The 15,608-nt window shown below is 44.7% G+C and carries 15 protein-coding genes; 13 read left to right on the top strand and 2 right to left on the bottom strand.

Annotated features, from left to right (window positions below):
• The first annotated feature begins 48 nt into the window (after positions 1-48).
• The 9 genes from AC23N5_RS14550 (at position 49) to AC23N5_RS14510 (ending at position 7,424) form a co-directional block, all read left to right on the top strand.
• Positions 49-771 carry a GNAT family N-acetyltransferase gene (locus AC23N5_RS14550; protein WP_487756153.1) on the top strand — a complete coding sequence of 241 codons (723 nt, stop codon included), beginning with the start codon at positions 49-51 and terminating at the stop codon, positions 769-771.
• Positions 768-1,409: a methyltransferase family protein gene (locus AC23N5_RS14545; protein ID WP_487756152.1), complete on the top strand. Its 642-nt coding sequence runs from the start codon at positions 768-770 to the stop codon at positions 1,407-1,409. Before AC23N5_RS14550 ends, AC23N5_RS14545 begins: the two co-directional genes overlap by 4 nt.
• A 158-nt stretch (positions 1,410-1,567) precedes the next feature.
• Positions 1,568-1,948 (top strand): hypothetical protein, encoded by a 381-nt coding sequence (locus AC23N5_RS14540; protein ID WP_183976260.1) that lies wholly within the window; start codon positions 1,568-1,570, stop codon positions 1,946-1,948.
• Positions 1,949-1,974: 26 nt separating this feature from the next.
• Positions 1,975-2,286: a LytTR family transcriptional regulator DNA-binding domain-containing protein gene (locus AC23N5_RS14535; RefSeq protein ID WP_487756151.1), complete on the top strand. Its 312-nt coding sequence runs from the start codon at positions 1,975-1,977 to the stop codon at positions 2,284-2,286.
• Positions 2,287-2,357: 71 nt separating this feature from the next.
• Positions 2,358-2,774, top strand: coding sequence for a type II 3-dehydroquinate dehydratase (gene aroQ / locus AC23N5_RS14530; protein WP_487756150.1), 417 nt, complete (start codon positions 2,358-2,360; stop codon positions 2,772-2,774).
• Entirely contained in the window at positions 2,771-3,853 is a 1,083-nt protein-coding gene (locus AC23N5_RS14525) for an aminotransferase class V-fold PLP-dependent enzyme (protein WP_487756149.1), read from the top strand. The genes aroQ and AC23N5_RS14525 overlap by 4 nt, the downstream gene beginning before the upstream one ends.
• A gap of 50 nt (positions 3,854-3,903) precedes the next feature.
• Positions 3,904-4,266 carry a winged helix-turn-helix transcriptional regulator gene (locus AC23N5_RS14520; protein WP_487756148.1) on the top strand — a complete coding sequence of 121 codons (363 nt, stop codon included), beginning with the start codon at positions 3,904-3,906 and terminating at the stop codon, positions 4,264-4,266.
• Between the two features lie 111 nt (positions 4,267-4,377).
• On the top strand, positions 4,378-5,151 hold the full coding sequence (locus AC23N5_RS14515) for an NIPSNAP family protein (protein WP_487756147.1): 774 nt from the start codon (positions 4,378-4,380) through the stop codon (positions 5,149-5,151).
• Between the two features lie 149 nt (positions 5,152-5,300).
• Positions 5,301-7,424, top strand: a complete 2,124-nt coding sequence (locus AC23N5_RS14510) for a T9SS type B sorting domain-containing protein (protein WP_487756146.1) — start codon at positions 5,301-5,303, stop codon at positions 7,422-7,424.
• Positions 7,425-7,428: 4 nt separating this feature from the next.
• Here the strand turns inward: AC23N5_RS14510 and AC23N5_RS14505 are convergent, their stop codons facing one another.
• Together AC23N5_RS14505 and AC23N5_RS14500 are read right to left on the bottom strand one after the other, a co-directional pair.
• Positions 7,429-8,028, bottom strand: a complete 600-nt coding sequence (locus AC23N5_RS14505; RefSeq protein WP_487756145.1) for a Uma2 family endonuclease — start codon at positions 8,026-8,028, stop codon at positions 7,429-7,431.
• A 133-nt stretch (positions 8,029-8,161) separates the two neighbouring features.
• Entirely contained in the window at positions 8,162-9,448 is a 1,287-nt protein-coding gene (locus tag AC23N5_RS14500; RefSeq protein ID WP_487756144.1) for an acetyl-CoA hydrolase/transferase family protein, read from the bottom strand.
• A gap of 214 nt (positions 9,449-9,662) precedes the next feature.
• Between AC23N5_RS14500 and AC23N5_RS14495 the strand changes: the two genes are divergently transcribed.
• The 4 genes from AC23N5_RS14495 (at position 9,663) to AC23N5_RS14480 (ending at position 15,483) form a co-directional block, all read left to right on the top strand.
• Positions 9,663-12,017, top strand: coding sequence for a prolyl oligopeptidase family serine peptidase (locus tag AC23N5_RS14495; RefSeq protein ID WP_487756143.1), 2,355 nt, complete (start codon positions 9,663-9,665; stop codon positions 12,015-12,017).
• An 86-nt stretch (positions 12,018-12,103) separates the two neighbouring features.
• Positions 12,104-12,916 carry an RpnC/YadD family protein gene (locus AC23N5_RS14490; protein WP_183976279.1) on the top strand — a complete coding sequence of 271 codons (813 nt, stop codon included), beginning with the start codon at positions 12,104-12,106 and terminating at the stop codon, positions 12,914-12,916.
• Between the two features lie 124 nt (positions 12,917-13,040).
• Entirely contained in the window at positions 13,041-14,918 is a 1,878-nt protein-coding gene (locus tag AC23N5_RS14485; protein ID WP_487756142.1) for a CocE/NonD family hydrolase, read from the top strand.
• 4 nt (positions 14,919-14,922) lie between these two features.
• A complete protein-coding gene (locus AC23N5_RS14480; protein WP_487756141.1) occupies positions 14,923-15,483 on the top strand; it encodes a pyridoxamine 5'-phosphate oxidase family protein in 561 nt (186 codons plus the stop codon).
• The last annotated feature ends 125 nt before the right edge of the window (positions 15,484-15,608 follow it).

The raw sequence follows: 15,608 nt of genomic DNA, 5'->3' as shown, positions 1-15,608 counted from the left end.
GGCTTACATGAATGTGCAATCTCAACACCTTTTTAACCCCACAACTAGATGAAAGCAGTAACGAAAATGCCCTTTACTTTCGTTTTTCGAGAAATTACGGAAAAAGCAGAGTTGGAACATGCTTTTCGTATGCGTTATCACGTTTACCAACATTCCGAAAACAAGGCTTTTATCCGTGACAATGAGCAACAAATAGACATTGATGGTTTCGATTTACATTCCAAGCATTTTGGATTTTTCCGACAACATGAAATGGTAGGCTACGTTAGGGCCATTTTTCCTGCTAAAATTTATACGAATCCGCTTGCTGAGGCAATGAAGGCAAAGTACGGAACCCTAATACCACAAACCATGAAAGAAGATTATCCCTTTTTGAGCTATGAAAATGTTCCAGCCAGCCATTTTGAATTTAAGAGAACCTTGGAAGATAATGGAGATGTCATTTGCGAAGCAAGTCGTTTTATCATTCATCCACGTTACCAGAGTAGCGGAGCTGCTAGGTTGTTGATTGAGAGTTCATTAAGTACACATATTCAGCACGAAGATTGTTCGTATGTAGTCATAAATTGTTGCCCAACACATGAGCGATTTTATACCCGCTACGGTATTAAAAATATTGATGATAATAGAAGCTATACCACCAATGGAGTCGAAAAAATTACGCTGGCGATTAGTATGGCTCCAGCCGCTATTTCCGAACCTTACCGTGAGTATTTGCTTGAACTGAATAATCAATACCGCCAAACTCAACAAATTGTTATGACGCTATGAAATCAAAAATTGGAAATATTCTCCTTTTTGTAACAATATGCTATTTGGTTCCCCTTTGGGGACAATGGGAAGTATTCCTAACTATTCCAGTTGCCTTTATGGTTTTAAAAACAATTACCCTAGTCACTACACAACCACCTATCACCATTGAAGGGGCTAATGCTCAAGCTGACCATGATCGTTTTTCTACTTTGGGAATAGTGGTTGTATATATTGGGGGACAGATAGCCGCAATGCTAGAATGGGTATTTTTTCGGGGAGGGCATGTGGTATATGACGTCTTTTTTTGGCTTGGATTAGCACTGGCGGCTGGTGGCTTGGTGTTTCGTGTTTGGTGTATTAAAACCCTCGGGCGCTTTTTCACAACGGAGGTACAAGTGCAGCAAGGCCAGCGAATCATCACCGAAGGACCCTACAAATACGTTCGTCATCCAAGCTATTTGGGCGCATATTTGGCGATTGTTGGAAGCACATTATTGGTACATGCTTATTTTTCAGCAGTTGCAACTGCCTTTTTGCTGGGAGTTGCCTATTACTACCGCATTGTCGTAGAAGAAACCACCTTAGTACGTGAGTTTGGGGATGAATATGCAGATTATCAGAAAGTTTCTAAGCGGTTTTTGCCGTTTGTGTATTAGAAGGAATGACCTTTTGGAGGGGAATTTAGACCCCCCAAAAATCATGGTTTTCCATGAGCCAATATCATGGGAAACCATGAGAAGGAGTGTGGTAAAATAATGGGAAGTTTGTACCGAAGTAAAACCCTATTGTTTAAACCTTTCAGACCTTTTATTGTATGAAAACGAACACTTTTATCCTGATTGTAACGATTTACAGCCTTTTATTGGGCTTGCCAGCGATTGTTGCTCCAATAATGGCTTCCGAATACTTTGGCCAAGTGTCTCCAAATGCCAACGAACTTTCTTTGTTCAATTTTTTAGGAGGCTACCAACTAGCCATGGGTTATTTGGGCTATGTGGCGTACCGCTCAACCGACAAAGCGACCCGCAGGGGCTGGCTGTTGTCCATCGTTTTTCTAACCGTCTTGGCGGAAGTAGTCTATTATTACAACCTGAATGTGAGACACATGGCGCCTCATAAAACGATTGCGATGGACATGGGTATTTGGGCTGTTATGGCCATTGGTGCTTTGTATTTTTGGAATAAAGAGAAGTAAACCTGGATTTTAACCCCTTGCCAATCATGAACGCTTTATCTCATTTACCAAACTCAGGAAATTATTTGGTACTGCTACGTGGGCGTTTACGATTGCGTATAGCTGACATCGTTCGACTCGAAGCTGACCGAAACTACACCCGTTTAGTGCTGGCCGACGGTCGAACGTTGTTGATGGCGCGCACGCTTGGTTCCTTTGAAAAGGAATTACCCAATGTATTTTTTCGGGCCAACAAGAGTGTTTTGGTGAATCGTTTGTACGTAAAAGTTCTGATGAAAGATTGGGTAGAGCTAAAGGACGGTTTTGGGGTGGCGGTGGCGAGGCGTCGAAAAATTTGAGGAACCAAAACAAGTTTTGAATGTACCACTGGAAGGTCGTAATATTGCAATTGAATCAAAACGAGCATCCAGTGAAAAAAATACTTATCATCAACGGCCCTAACTTGAACCTGTTGGGCAAACGCGAACCCACCATTTACGGAAGCCAAACCTTTGAAGATTACTTCCAAACCCTTCAGCAACTTTTTCCTGAAGTAGAGTTGCATTACTTTCAATCAAACCACGAAGGTGCTCTCATCGACAAAATCCACGAAATTGGTTTTACCTTCGATGGAATTGTTCTTAACGCTGGTGCCTATACGCACACGTCCGTAGCCATCGCCGATGCTCTTTCGGCTGTCACAACGCCTGCGGTCGAAGTCCATATTTCCAACGTACACGCCCGTGAAGCTTTTCGTCACCACAGCTACCTCAGTAGCCGCGTAAAAGGTGTCATTGTAGGATTAGGACTCAAAGGATACGAATTAGCGATTCGGTATTTTATATGATAACTTTCTACCCTGGTCCATCCAAAATCTACCCTCAAGTCGAACAGTACTTGCAGGATGCCTACCGCTCGGGGATTCTGAGCATGAATCACCGCAGCCAAGGCTTCATGGACGTGCTGAAAGAAACGATGCGGTTGATGCGCGAAAAATTGGCGATTCCCGCCGATTATTCTATTTATTTGGTATCGTCGGCTACGGAGGCGTGGGAGATAGTGGCGCAGTCGTTGACGCAGCAACACAGCGCCCATCATTACAATGGTGCTTTTGGCAAGAAGTGGTTTAGCTACGCTACTCACATCGTCCCGCAGACCTCGGGCTCATTGTTCCCAATTAATCAAACTTTGCCGTATCATTTGTTTCAGGAAGGGGAGGAGCGTGCGGCTTTCAATCGTCAGCGTCTGAGCGATTACGAAGTCCTGTGTTTGACCCACAGCGAAACCTCCAACGGCACACAAATACGGATGCAGGAGTTGGCCGAAATTCGTTCGTTGACCGATGCGCTTATTGCAGTGGATGCTACTTCGTCGATGGGAGGGGTGGCGTTTGACTGGACGCTCGGCGATGTGTGGTTTGCGTCCGTGCAAAAGTGTTTTGGTTTGCCCGCAGGCATGGGGATAATGGTATGTTCGCCCAACGCCCTCGAAAAAGCGCGCCAAGTCAACGATATTTTGCGCTACAACAGTTTATTGTTTGTGCACGAAAACTTTGAAAAGTACCAAACGCATTATACGCCAAATACGCTTGGCGTGTATTTGTTGATGCGGGTCATGGAGCAACTTGAGCCGATTGCCGCAATTGACCAACAAACGGTTAAACGTGCTGAAAGTCTGTATCAATTTATTGAAAATGAGACCGATTGGGAGCCATTGGTAACAAACAGAGCGACCCGTTCGGATACGGTGATTGCGGTCAAAGGGGAGCCACAAGCGATTTCTGCGCTAAAAAAAGAAGCGACTTTGGCAGGAATTACCTTGGGCAACGGCTACGGTGAATGGAAAAATAATACCTTCCGCATCGCTAATTTTCCTGCCATTGAGGACGAGGAAATCGAACAATTGCGGTCTTTTTTGCGGAAATGATAAGGTAGGAATCCAATAACTGATGACTTTTGCTAATAAAAAAGTGAGTCATGGCAGAACGTAAACTAAATTCGACCAATTACCAAAACCAAGTTTTTCTGGAGGAAAAATGTGCGCTCAACGAACTGATTCACTTGTTGAGCAAGCGCTGGTTGACGGAAGTAATGTTCAGTATCGAAGAGGGAAATGTTCGTTTTTCGAACATCAAAGAAGACCTTAAATACATCAGTGACAACGTGTTGGCTGACCGACTGAAATTGCTCGAAAAATATAAATTGATTGTCCGTACGGAGTTTGTCAAAGAGTCGCCTACGCGGGTGGAGTACGCCCTCACTCAAACGGGAGAGACGTTGAGCGAATGGTTGGGGGTATTGTGCAATTTTGCCGAAAAAGACATGGATTTTTCGACCTAGTGCCGAGATGCTTAGAAAATTGTGAGTACATAAAAAGTTTAAGTGCTATTGATTAGGGTGTAGAAGGGACGTTATTTTGAGCTTTCAAAATCACCTAATCGTTCATGTAAGATGTTTAAATCAGTTATTGCATTTTTGACGCTTTTGCTCATTGGATTTACGGCCAATGCCAAGCGCGATTTTTACCAAATTAAAGTATATCATTTAAAAACCGAAGAGCAGGAAAGAAAAGTAGATGACTTCCTAAAACAAGCCTATTTGCCTGCGCTTCACCGCCTTGGGATTGCGCAGGTGGGTGTGTTTAAGCCGATTCCCAATCCCGAAAAACCTGCCGACGAAAAACTGATTTATGTGTTTATCCCGTTTAAGTCGCAAGATGATTTTTTCAAATTAGAACAAAAATTAGCCGCCGACAAAGCTTATTGGGCCGACGGAAAAGCGTATTTGGATGCGGTTTATACCGAACCCCCATACGACCGCATCGAAACCATTTTGTTAACGGCGTTTGAAAAGAATCCGCGCTACAATTTGCCACAGTTGAAATCACCGATGAAAGAGCGCGTGTACGAACTACGTAGCTACGAAGGGCATACGGAAAAGATTTCAAAAAATAAGATTAAGATGTTCAACGACGGCGACGAAGTGGGGCTGTTTAAACGCTTAAATTTCAACGCGGTATTTTACGGTGAAGTAGTAGCAGGAAGCCGAATGCCTAACCTGATGTATCTTACTACGTTCGAAAATCGCCCCGACCGCGATGCGCACTGGAAGTCGTTTAGTGCGGACGAATACTGGAAAAAACTTTCGGCCATGCCTGAGTATCAAAAGAATGTGTCAAAAAATGACCAACGCCTTTTGTACCCAACTGATTATTCGGATATTTAGTAGATAGCAGTGAGTCGGGTTGTGATAGGTGTGAGTCGGGTTGCTCACAACCCGACTTACACCTGTATTCAAAAAAACTAATTCGTTACACTAAAACTTTCTCTCAAACGTTTTAAAAGGAAGGTATCACTTCTTTTGAAACGTTGAATATGAAAAAACGATTACGTGAGTTGTTGTTGTGTAGCCTACTGTTTTCTACACCTTATTGGGCTTTTGCTATCCACATCGTTGGGGGAAATTTTGGGATGAAATCGTTGCCTCAAAGAGGTTTTTACCAAATCAATTTGACGCTTTTTTTTGATGTAGAAGGCAGTGCCACTATTTCAAATGCCGAGACAGCCGCCAGTTGCAGTATTCGTTCGATTGCCGATGGGCGGATTGTCCGAAGTTTTACCATGACCCGTCAACGGTTTGAACCTCTAGTGTATAAAAATGCCATCTGCGTGCAACAAGGCAAATTACGAACCGCTACGGGCTATTTCTCCCAAGAACTTTTTTTAGATCCTGCCGTTTATAACCAGCCACAAGGGTATTTGCTTATTTTTACCAATTGCTGTCGTAATCAAGCGATTTCTAATATTCAAAATCCTGTTATTTCTGAAGGGGTAATCACGTTACAATTTCCCGCTATTACGCAAAATGGCGCGGAATTTCGTAACTCTTCTCCCGATTTTGGCCTTCCAAACGGTGATTATATTTGTATCAATAAGCCTTTTGATTTTAATTCGATGGCGACCGATGCCGATGGCGACGAACTGCGGTATTCGATGGTCACTCCTTACGGAAAAATAGACATAAACAATAGTTTTCAGGAGGTACGATGGGCGGCGGGATTGGGTTTGGCCAACGTGATTCCTGGGCCACGGCCTCCCGTAGTTAACCCTCGAACGGGCCTGATGTCACTGACGGCCAATCGGCCAGGTCTGTATGTTTTTACTATTTTGGTAGAGGAATACCGAGCTGGAAAACGAATCGGTTTTGTTCGGCGCGATTTCCAACTGCCAGTGGTTGATTGTCAGCGTAGTACCCTTTCTGAACCTCCTATTTATACATCTACTTCCCCCGATCAAGCGGTTCAAGAGTTGGAGCTGTGCGAAGGGGCTTCGGTCACATTAGCTACTGCGGAAAAAAGCGATTATGCGTACCAATGGCAGAGAGACAATGTCAATTTGATGGGAGCTAATTCGACTTCGTTGCTTGTCACCCAGCCTGGAGATTATCGCGTTATTGTCAGCTCGGCGCTTGTGTGTGCAGGAGATACCAATTCACTGATTGTAAAGGTAAAAAAAGCGCCTTCTCCCACCATTCAACTCAGTCCGACGGATACATTGCGTCTTTGTGCGGCTGAAAATGGTGAATTGCGCGTAACGGAGTCTGCCAATTATCAATACAAATGGTATAAGAATGGAGAAGTGATTGTAGGACAAGAAAAGCCAACCTTGAATGTTCAATCAGCAGGGACGTATAGTGTTCAGGTTACTACCCAACTTCGACCCAATTGCCCTGTCTCTGCTTGGGATACCGTGCAGGTGGTCACAGCGGCAATAGTTACTTTTGATTCCTTGGGTACAGTGTGTTTTAGCGATTCGGGAGTGGTGCCGTTGCGGGTATCTCCTGCGGGAGGCATTTTTGTTGGAAAAGGAGTGGAAGCCAACAGTGTGAAGGTCAAAGACGTTGGTGTAGGGACACATACGGTAAGCTACGAGCTCAAAGACCCTGCTACGGGTTGTATTGGTAAGCAAACCCGTTCGTTGGTTGTGCTGCCCCTTCCCGAAATCAACCTTGCGACCTCTCAAAGCATTGCTCAGGGCGAAAATGTTACGTTAAAACCTCAAACGAAAGACCCAATCAATGAACAATTTCAATGGTCTCCTGCGGAAGGGCTGGATGACCCATTTTCTCCAACGCCAACTGTTTCGGTGCAACAAAATAGGACATATAGCCTTCGAGTGACTGATAAAAACGGATGTGTCAATCAGGCAGCAATTAGGCTTGTTTTTTCCAATCTAATTCTAATCCCCGATGCGTTTTCTCCCAATGGCGACGGGGTAAATGACCGTTTGGAGATTAAAAAGAATGGTGATTTCCCCAGCCTTGAGCTGTTTATTTATAATCGGTGGGGGGAGTTATTGTTTTATGAAAAAGATGCCTACCAAAATTCGTGGGATGGTACCTACCGTGAGAAGCGTGTTCAAGCAGGCATCTACAGTTATGTTATTCAAAACGTGGAAAAGGGGGTGAAACAAGCGGGTCGCCTTTGGGTGCTGTATTGATGTATCAAAAATCAATATGTTCGTAAACCTCATCCAAACGCAATGTAACGCCTAACGAACGAATTGATAAGAGCCCATCTGTCCCTTGCGCGGCTGTTTTTTGCCACGTGTTTTCTTCCAATTGATACCAAGACTCAACGAGGGGAGTGTGTTGTTCTACGACAATGTATTCCTTGAGCGAAGGGAGTCGTTGGTATAACATAAATTTTTCCCCTCGGTCGTAGTTTTGGGTACTTTTTGACAACACCTCTACAATCACGTACGGGTTAACAATGATGTCCTCGCGACCCTTCCAAAACTCAGGCTTTTCACAAATCACCAAAGCATCAGGATAAACTGTCGTGTCTTCTGAATCAATCCGAATTTTTTGGTCACTATTCAAAACAAGATATTTCTGCTTTAATCCACGAACAGCTATTTTTAAGGCTGTAGTAATATTGGTTGAAATTTGATTATGTAGGAGGGTTGCACCAGCCATAGGGATAATTAGACCTTTATAAAACTCATTTTTGCTCTTCGCTTTTTCTTCAATTCGCAAGTATTCGTCGTGCGTGTAGAGTTTGTTGGAGCGTGGCTTTCGTAAAATTCCCGTAATTAAGACCATACCATTGGGCGTTTTTGACAAAGTTATAAAAAATCAGCCAAGGTTCTTTCGATTAGTTGGTGATTTTGTTCTGAACAAAAATCGGGTTGTGAGCAACCCGATTCACTTGCTACTAGCAACCCGACTCACTTATTTACAACGCTTTAAACCGCTCAAAACAGGCTTTTTCAAGCCCTTCGCGGTCGTCAGGATGGGCAATGTCGATGAGGGCTTTGGCACGTTGACGGAGGTTTTTGCCAAACAAATAGGCCGAACCGTATTCCGTAATGATGTAGTGCGCATGGGCGCGGGTCGTGACCACACCAGCCCCTTGTTTGAGGAAAGGAACAATGCGCGATACGCCTTTTTGAGTCCGTGATGGCAGGGCAATAATGGGTTTTCCACCCTGACTCAACGCTGCTCCCCGCATAAAATCCATTTGTCCACCCACACCCGAATACTGATAAGTACCGATGGAATCGGAACAAATTTGCCCCGTTACATCCACTTCCACGGCGCTGTTGATGGCTACTACTTTGGGGTTTTGTTTGATTATGTGCGGGTCGTTGACAAAGTCAATGTCTAAAAAAGAAAAGGCAGGATTGTCATTGACATAATCATACAACCGCTTGGTACCCAAGGCAAAGCCCGTGACGGTTTTGTTGGGATTGATGACCTTGAATTTGTTGTTGATGATGTCTTTATCGAACAAATCAATCAACCCATCGCTGAACATTTCGGTATGGACGCCTAAATTTTTATGGTGGTAGAGGCATTGCAAGACGGCATTGGGAATTGACCCAATACCCATTTGCAGGGTGCTACCGTCGTCAATCAATTCGGCGACGTATTGGCCAATTTTTTTGTCCACTTCCGTCACTGCTCCTCCAAATTTGCCTTCGTGTAGTGCATCTTCGCAATATACCATGGCGTGAAAACGACTGGCGTGAATCATGCCATCGCCGTGGGTGCGGGGCACGTTGGGGTTGACTTGTGCAATGACGTAGCGGGCGTTGTTGACGGCCGAACGGGCGATGTCAACCGATACCCCTAAGGAGCAATAACCGTGCTGGTCGGGCACCGAAACGTGGACAATGGCCACATCGACGGGTAGAATTTTTTGGTTGAATAGCTCAGGAATTTCGCTCAAAAAAACGGGTACATAATCCGCTCTACCTTCGTTGACGGCTTTGCGAATACTTTCCGAAACAAACAACGAATTGATGTGGAAATGCCCTTCAAATTCGGGTTTATCCACGTACACATCGCCATAAACGGTAATTGACACAATTTCTACGTCGTGCAGACGAGGGGCTTCTTGGGCTAGATGACGAAGTAAAAACGTGGGCGTTTGGGCACTTCCGTGAACAAAGACACGGTTGCCAGACTGAATGCAAGAAAGGGCTTCTTGGGGCGAGACGTAACTGATTTTAGGTCGCAAGGTGTGAGTGAGTTGGTTCTTGGAACAATGCTAATTACCTATCGTTGCTAAAAAAATGATGTTGGTCAGAACTACTCTTTCCAAAGCCGTTTTTCGACTTTTTATCTACGCAAAGCCCAAGTAGGTCATCATTTTGTAAAAGAATGGGTAATTTTTGTTTGTTTTGGTAATTTAACGTCCCTATTCAAACACTAACTCTTCATCTAATAACCCTATGAGCCAAATTTTCCGCGCATTGTCACTTTGTTGCGCTGTTGTGGTGAGTTCATCTTCGTTGTTTGCCCAAAAACTCGCCCCCCTTTCTGTTGAAAAAATCATGCGTGACCCCAAATGGATGGGTGTAGCGCCTACCAACCCAGTGTGGAGCGAAGATGGTAGCAAAGTTTACTTTAGCTGGAACCCCGACAAGACCACCAGCGATTCGTTGTACGTCTATGAAGTCGCCTCAAAACAAACCCGCAAAGTAACGCCCCAAGAGCGTCGCGCACTGCCAGGCCAATTTGGGGGAGCATACAATCGGGCGTTTACCCAAAAATTATATGCTAAAAATGGTGATTTATTTTGGTTGGATATTAAAACAAACCAAACCCGACAGTTGACCAATACCGTTGAAAATGAGTCGGGTGTGACTTTTAGCGGTGATGAAACCAAAGCCGTTTTTCGCCGTGGATTAAACTTGTTTGCGCTGACGTTGACTACAGGAGAGTTGGTACAATTGACCAATTTTCAAGCAGGCAACAAACGCCCAGAAGCCGCCGCAGGTGAGCAAGAAAAATGGTTGAAAGCGGATCAATTGGCGATGTTTGATATTTTGAAGGAACGTTCAGACAAGAAAAAAGAAGGCGATAAAATTGCTAAAGCCGACCTGCCAAAACGCCCGAAAGAAATTTACACGGGAGAAGCCCAGGTCGATAATGTAACGCTTGCCCCTAAGAGTAATTTTATTACGTATCGTACCGTAAAAGCAGCGGCAGGAACGAAGCCGACGATTGTGCCCAACTACGTCACTGAATCGGGTTTTACCGAAGATATTCCTGCGCGGACGAAAGTAGGGGTGGCCCAACCAACGTCGCAATTGTTTGTCTATAACATCGCGCGCGATACGGTTTTGGAGGTTTCGACCAAAGACCTGACGGGTATCAACGATAAACCCGACTATTTGAAAGATTACAAACAAGACACCACCAAAGCGAAAAAGCCAGCGGCGCGCAAAGTGAATTTTATGAGCTTGTCGTGGTCGGAAGATGGCAAGTATGCGGTCGTGATGGTGCGTTCGCAAGACAACAAGGACCGCTGGATTGCGTTGTTGGATCCCGCAACGGCTAAATTAAAAACTCTCGACCGCGTTCGCGACGAAGCGTGGGTGGGTGGCCCAGGAAGTTTTTGGTTAAATTGGATTGACAATGAGACGATTGTATTTCATTCGGAAGCGAATACTGGTTACTCGCATTTATACAGCGTAAACGTAGCCAATGGTATGCGTAAAACGTTGACGTCGGGGAAATTTGAAGTGCAGCAAGCACAACTCTCGCGCGATAAAAAGTCGATTTATTTTACCTCAAACGAAGTCCACCCTGGCGAGCAGCATTTCTATAAAATGTCGGTAGCAGGAGGTGAGCGCACGGCACTGACCAAAATGACAGGCAGCAACGACGCAACGCTTTCGCCCGATGAGTCTAAACTTTTGATTCGCTATTCGTCGAGTACGCAGCCTTGGGAGCTGTATTTGCAAGATAACCAGCCCAATGCGACTCCTGCCAAAATTACCAACTCCACTTCGGAAGAGTTCCGCAGCTATGCTTGGCGCGAGCCACAGATTGTGACCGTCAAAGCCACCGACGGTACCGACGTATATGCACGTTTGTACGTTCCGAAAAAGAAAAACGGCGCGGCGGTGATTTTCGTGCACGGTGCGGGTTATTTGCAAAATGCCCACAAATGGTGGAGCCAATATTTCAGAGAGTATATGTTCCACAACTTGTTGGTGGACATGGGTTATACGGTGCTTGACATGGACTACCGCGCTTCGGCAGGCTACGGCCGCGACGTGCGTACGGGTATTTACCGTTTTATGGGTGGAAAAGACCTTGACGATAACGTGGACGGAGCCAAGTATTTGGTTGAAAAACACGGTATCAATGCCAAACGCATTGGTATTTATGGCGGGTCGTACGGTGGTTTTATTACGTTGATGGCGATGTTTACCAAGCCTGGTGTTTTTGCGGCAGGCGCAGCGCTTCGTCCCGTGACCGATTGGGCGGCTTATAATCACGGTTATACGGCCAACATCCTAAATGAACCCCAAACCGATTCGTTGGCGTACCGTCGTAGTTCGCCCATTTACCATGCCGCAGGTTTGCAAGGACATTTGTTGATTTGCCACGGAATGGTCGATGTCAACGTGCACATTCAGGACTCGTACCGTTTGGCGCAGCGTTTGATTGAGTTGAAAAAAGAAAACTGGGAAATGGCCTCGTACCCGATGGAAGACCACGGTTTTGTAGAACCCACTAGCTGGATGGACGAGTACAAACGTATCTTGAAGTTGTTTCAGGAGAAGTTGAAATAGGGGTTCAAATTAGCCTCGGCGAGGCGCCACGTTTGTAGCATCTCGCCGAGGCACAACATTTCAATTATTTATGATAGTTTTGTTTTATGAATTCAAAACGTAAACCAAGCAGACGACAATCCTCACAGTACGATAAAGTTTTTAAAGAAAATATTGAGGCCGTAATATCAAGTATCATGCAAAACTTACTTGGCATTACGGCCGTTTCTTTAGAAGAGCTGCCCGACGATATTCAACATACCAAAGAAAGAAAGCCTGATGTACTCAAAAAAGTGACAGATAGTCAAGGGAATGTTTTTGTACTTCAAATAGAATTTCAGGTAGTTGATGAGCCTGAAATGGTTTATCGTATGCTTGAATATAAGGCTATGCTTTTGAGAAAATACAAAATTAATGTTGAGCAATTTGTTATTTATATTGGAAAAGGAGAGCCTAGAATGATGACTCAATTCAAAAGTAAAGGAATTGATTTTGAGTATCAACTTCGTTCAATTAAAGCGGTTGATTATCAACTTTTCCTAAAATCGAGTAAGCCAGAAGAAATTGTATTCGCTGTATTGAGCAATTTTGGCGAAGATAAGCCTAAAGTTGCTATCGAAAAGATAATTGAGCGGCTTGAAGAAACTATTGAAAACGATTTATCGTTAAAAAAGTACATCAATCAGTTACGGATATTAGCGGAATTGCGTAAATTAGACCTTAAGATAGATGAAATCATGGAAAGCATAGCCAAGTACTTGAATGAAGAAAATGACTACTTTGTCGTTAAAGCCAAAAGAAAAATGGTTGAAAAATTATTGACTAAAACAAATCATACAATAGCTGAAATTGCAGAGTTTGCGAGTGTGACGATAGACTTCGTAATTGGTATCAAGCAAAAACTCTCAGCCGATAAGTAATTGGCCTTGACAGCATTCTTCCTACTGGCTGTATACTTCTGATAGTAAATACACATTAAAATCGCTGGTACTTCATCTTTAAATGAGTGAAGTACCATTTTTGTTTTATCACCAAACTAATCACATGAGAAAACTCAATTACCTTCTCGTTGTCACACTCCTTGTTTCGCTTGGCACCAGAGCGCAGGATGAAATCTTAAAAAAACTCGAAGCCATAGCGGTCATCGACCAAAAAGTGATGATGCCCATGCGCGATGGCGTTCGGTTGGCAACCGACATTTATCGGCCCAAAGGCGATAAACCCGTCCCCATTATTTTTTCACGAACACCCTATAATTTTAACTCGTGGGGGAACGGTGAAATGCGTACAGGAACCTACCAAGCTGCCTACGAAGCCGTTCGCAGAGGATATGCGTATGTGGTTCAGAATGAGCGCGGTCGTTTCTTCTCGGAAGGTACGTGGGACATTTTAGGTACACCGCTAACGGATGGCTACGACGCTTTTGAATGGATGTCGAAACAACCGTGGAGCAATGGTAAAATCGGGACGTTGGGTTGTTCTTCTACGGCGGAATGGCAGATGGCCGTGGCGTCGCTCAACCACCCTGCTCATACCGCCATGATTCCCCAAGGATTTGGCGCGGGAGTGGGCAAAGTAGGAGAATTTTGGGAGCAGGGAAACTGGTACCGTGGGGGAGCGCAACAAATGCTGTTCACGGCTTGGTTGTACGGTACTCAAAACGACGTCATTCGCCCCGAATTTCCTAAAAATGCTACCCAAGAGCAGCTCGTGCGCGTATCACGCTATTTTGATTTAGCTACCGAAATGCCTCCCGTCGATTGGTCGAAAGCCCTGCGTCACTTGCCCGTTTCGGACATTATCAAAAATGTGAATGGACAACAAGGGGTATATGAAAACATGATTCGCCGCAAACCCAATGACCCTGAGTGGTTTAAAGGTGGGTTGTATCACGACAATATGCCGTTCACTAAGCCAAGTTACTGGTTTGTGTCGTGGTACGATGTGTCGTCGAGCCCAAATTTGGCGTTGTTTAACCACGTTCGTAAAAATGCCAAAACCAAAGAAATTGCGGATAACCAGTTTTTAGTCATTGCTCCGACGCTCCACTGTGCCTACAAACGCGCATCTGAAAACACCATCGTGGGCGAACGCAGCGTAGGTGATGCCCGTTTGGACTACGACAGCATGACCTACGGCTGGTTTGATCTTCATTTGAAAGGAGAAGCCAATGGTTTTGCCGAAAAAACGCCCCGCGTTAAGTACTACACCATGGGTTCAAACAAATGGCAATCGTCGGATACGTGGCCGCCTGCCAATGCCGAAATGATGACCTATTATTTGAACAGTGGGGGCCGCGCCAATAGCTTGCACGGAGACGGGAAATTGACAACGCAGCCTTTGACGAAAGACGATAAAATGGATTCGTTTACGTACGACCCAGCGTATCCAGTGCCTTCGTACGGGGGCAATGTGTGTTGTACGGGCAATGCCGTTCAGGGTGGTTCGTTTGACCAACACCAAATGGAATCACGCAATGATATTTTGGTTTATACCACCGAACCGTTCAAAGATGGGGTAGAAGTGACGGGTTCGATCGAAACGACGTTGTACGTGTCTTCGGATGCGAAGGATACCGATTTTACGGTGAAAATCTTGGATGTATATCCTGATGGCAAGGCGTATAATTTGGACGAAACCATTTTGCGCGCTCGCTATCGTGAAGGTTTTGACAAAGAGGTAATGATGGAAAAAGGCAAAGTCTATAAACTTACCCTCAGCCCGATGTCCACTTCCAACTATTTCGCCCCAGGCCACAGCATTCGGATTGAGGTTTCGAGCAGTAATTTTCCTCGTTTTGAACGAAATTTGAACACAGGTGGTAATAACTATGATGAGAAACAAGGTGTGGTGGCGCATAACCAAATTCACCATTCTACGCTTTACCCGTCACAAATCCGTTTACCAATCGTAAAAAAATAACAACGTGGGAAAGTTTTATCCAAAAATCGAAGAAGCGCATCGGGCGTTTGTCGAAAAACAGCACCTATTTTTTGTCGCTACGGCCCCAAATAGTACGGAAGGCCACGTCAACCTTTCGCCCAAGGGATTAGACAGTTTCAGAATCCTCTCCGATACGGAGGTGGGATACATGGATTTGATAGGAAGTGGAAACGAAACGTCGGCGCATACCCTCGAAAATGGGCGGATTACGTTTATGTTTTGTTCGTTTGATAAAACACCCAATATTTTGCGCTTCTACGGTCGCGGAAAAGTCGTTTTACCCAATACGCCTGAGTGGGAAAAATACGTCCCTCAGTTTACGACCTATCCAAGTACGCGTCAGCTCATCGTTGCAGAAATCAACTTGGTGCAAACCTCCTGTGGATTTGGCATCCCGTTGTTTGACTACGTGGGCGAGCGTTCGATTCACTTCGATTGGGCCGAGAAAAAAGGGGAAGAGGGATTACGTGACTACGTTGGAGAAAAGAACCTGATTAGCCTCGACGGCCTTCCCACTCATTGGGAGCAAGAATTGGGGAAATAGGGTTTGGTTTATAGCTAGACCTTCCAAGTTTCAAAAACTTGGAAGGTCTTTTTTATTGATTATATGTATTAAAATTATATATGTAATTTATTTATCTTTGTTGGTAGTCAAGGATTTAATGATTA

It is taken from the genome of Runella sp. R5_40 (assembly GCF_057652295.1).
The sequence above is the reverse complement of the archived record's forward strand: the minus strand, read 5'-3'. Positions and strand labels throughout refer to the sequence as shown.

What these genes read in the sequence shown, in the direction of transcription:
- AC23N5_RS14545 (WP_487756152.1), top strand. Translation starts at nt 768, where the DNA reads ATGAAATCAAAAATTGGAAATATTCTCCTTTTTGTAACAATATGCTAT.
- AC23N5_RS14510 (WP_487756146.1), top strand. Translation starts at nt 5,301, where the DNA reads ATGAAAAAACGATTACGTGAGTTGTTGTTGTGTAGCCTACTGTTTTCT.
- AC23N5_RS14505 (WP_487756145.1), bottom strand. Translation starts at nt 8,028, where the DNA reads ATGGTCTTAATTACGGGAATTTTACGAAAGCCACGCTCCAACAAACTC.
- AC23N5_RS14485 (WP_487756142.1), top strand. Translation starts at nt 13,041, where the DNA reads ATGAGAAAACTCAATTACCTTCTCGTTGTCACACTCCTTGTTTCGCTT.
- AC23N5_RS14515 (WP_487756147.1), top strand. Translation starts at nt 4,378, where the DNA reads ATGTTTAAATCAGTTATTGCATTTTTGACGCTTTTGCTCATTGGATTT.
- AC23N5_RS14525 (WP_487756149.1), top strand. Translation starts at nt 2,771, where the DNA reads ATGATAACTTTCTACCCTGGTCCATCCAAAATCTACCCTCAAGTCGAA.
- AC23N5_RS14495 (WP_487756143.1), top strand. Translation starts at nt 9,663, where the DNA reads ATGAGCCAAATTTTCCGCGCATTGTCACTTTGTTGCGCTGTTGTGGTG.
- AC23N5_RS14490 (WP_183976279.1), top strand. Translation starts at nt 12,104, where the DNA reads ATGAATTCAAAACGTAAACCAAGCAGACGACAATCCTCACAGTACGAT.
- AC23N5_RS14520 (WP_487756148.1), top strand. Translation starts at nt 3,904, where the DNA reads ATGGCAGAACGTAAACTAAATTCGACCAATTACCAAAACCAAGTTTTT.
- AC23N5_RS14540 (WP_183976260.1), top strand. Translation starts at nt 1,568, where the DNA reads ATGAAAACGAACACTTTTATCCTGATTGTAACGATTTACAGCCTTTTA.
- AC23N5_RS14550 (WP_487756153.1), top strand. Translation starts at nt 49, where the DNA reads ATGAAAGCAGTAACGAAAATGCCCTTTACTTTCGTTTTTCGAGAAATT.
- AC23N5_RS14535 (WP_487756151.1), top strand. Translation starts at nt 1,975, where the DNA reads ATGAACGCTTTATCTCATTTACCAAACTCAGGAAATTATTTGGTACTG.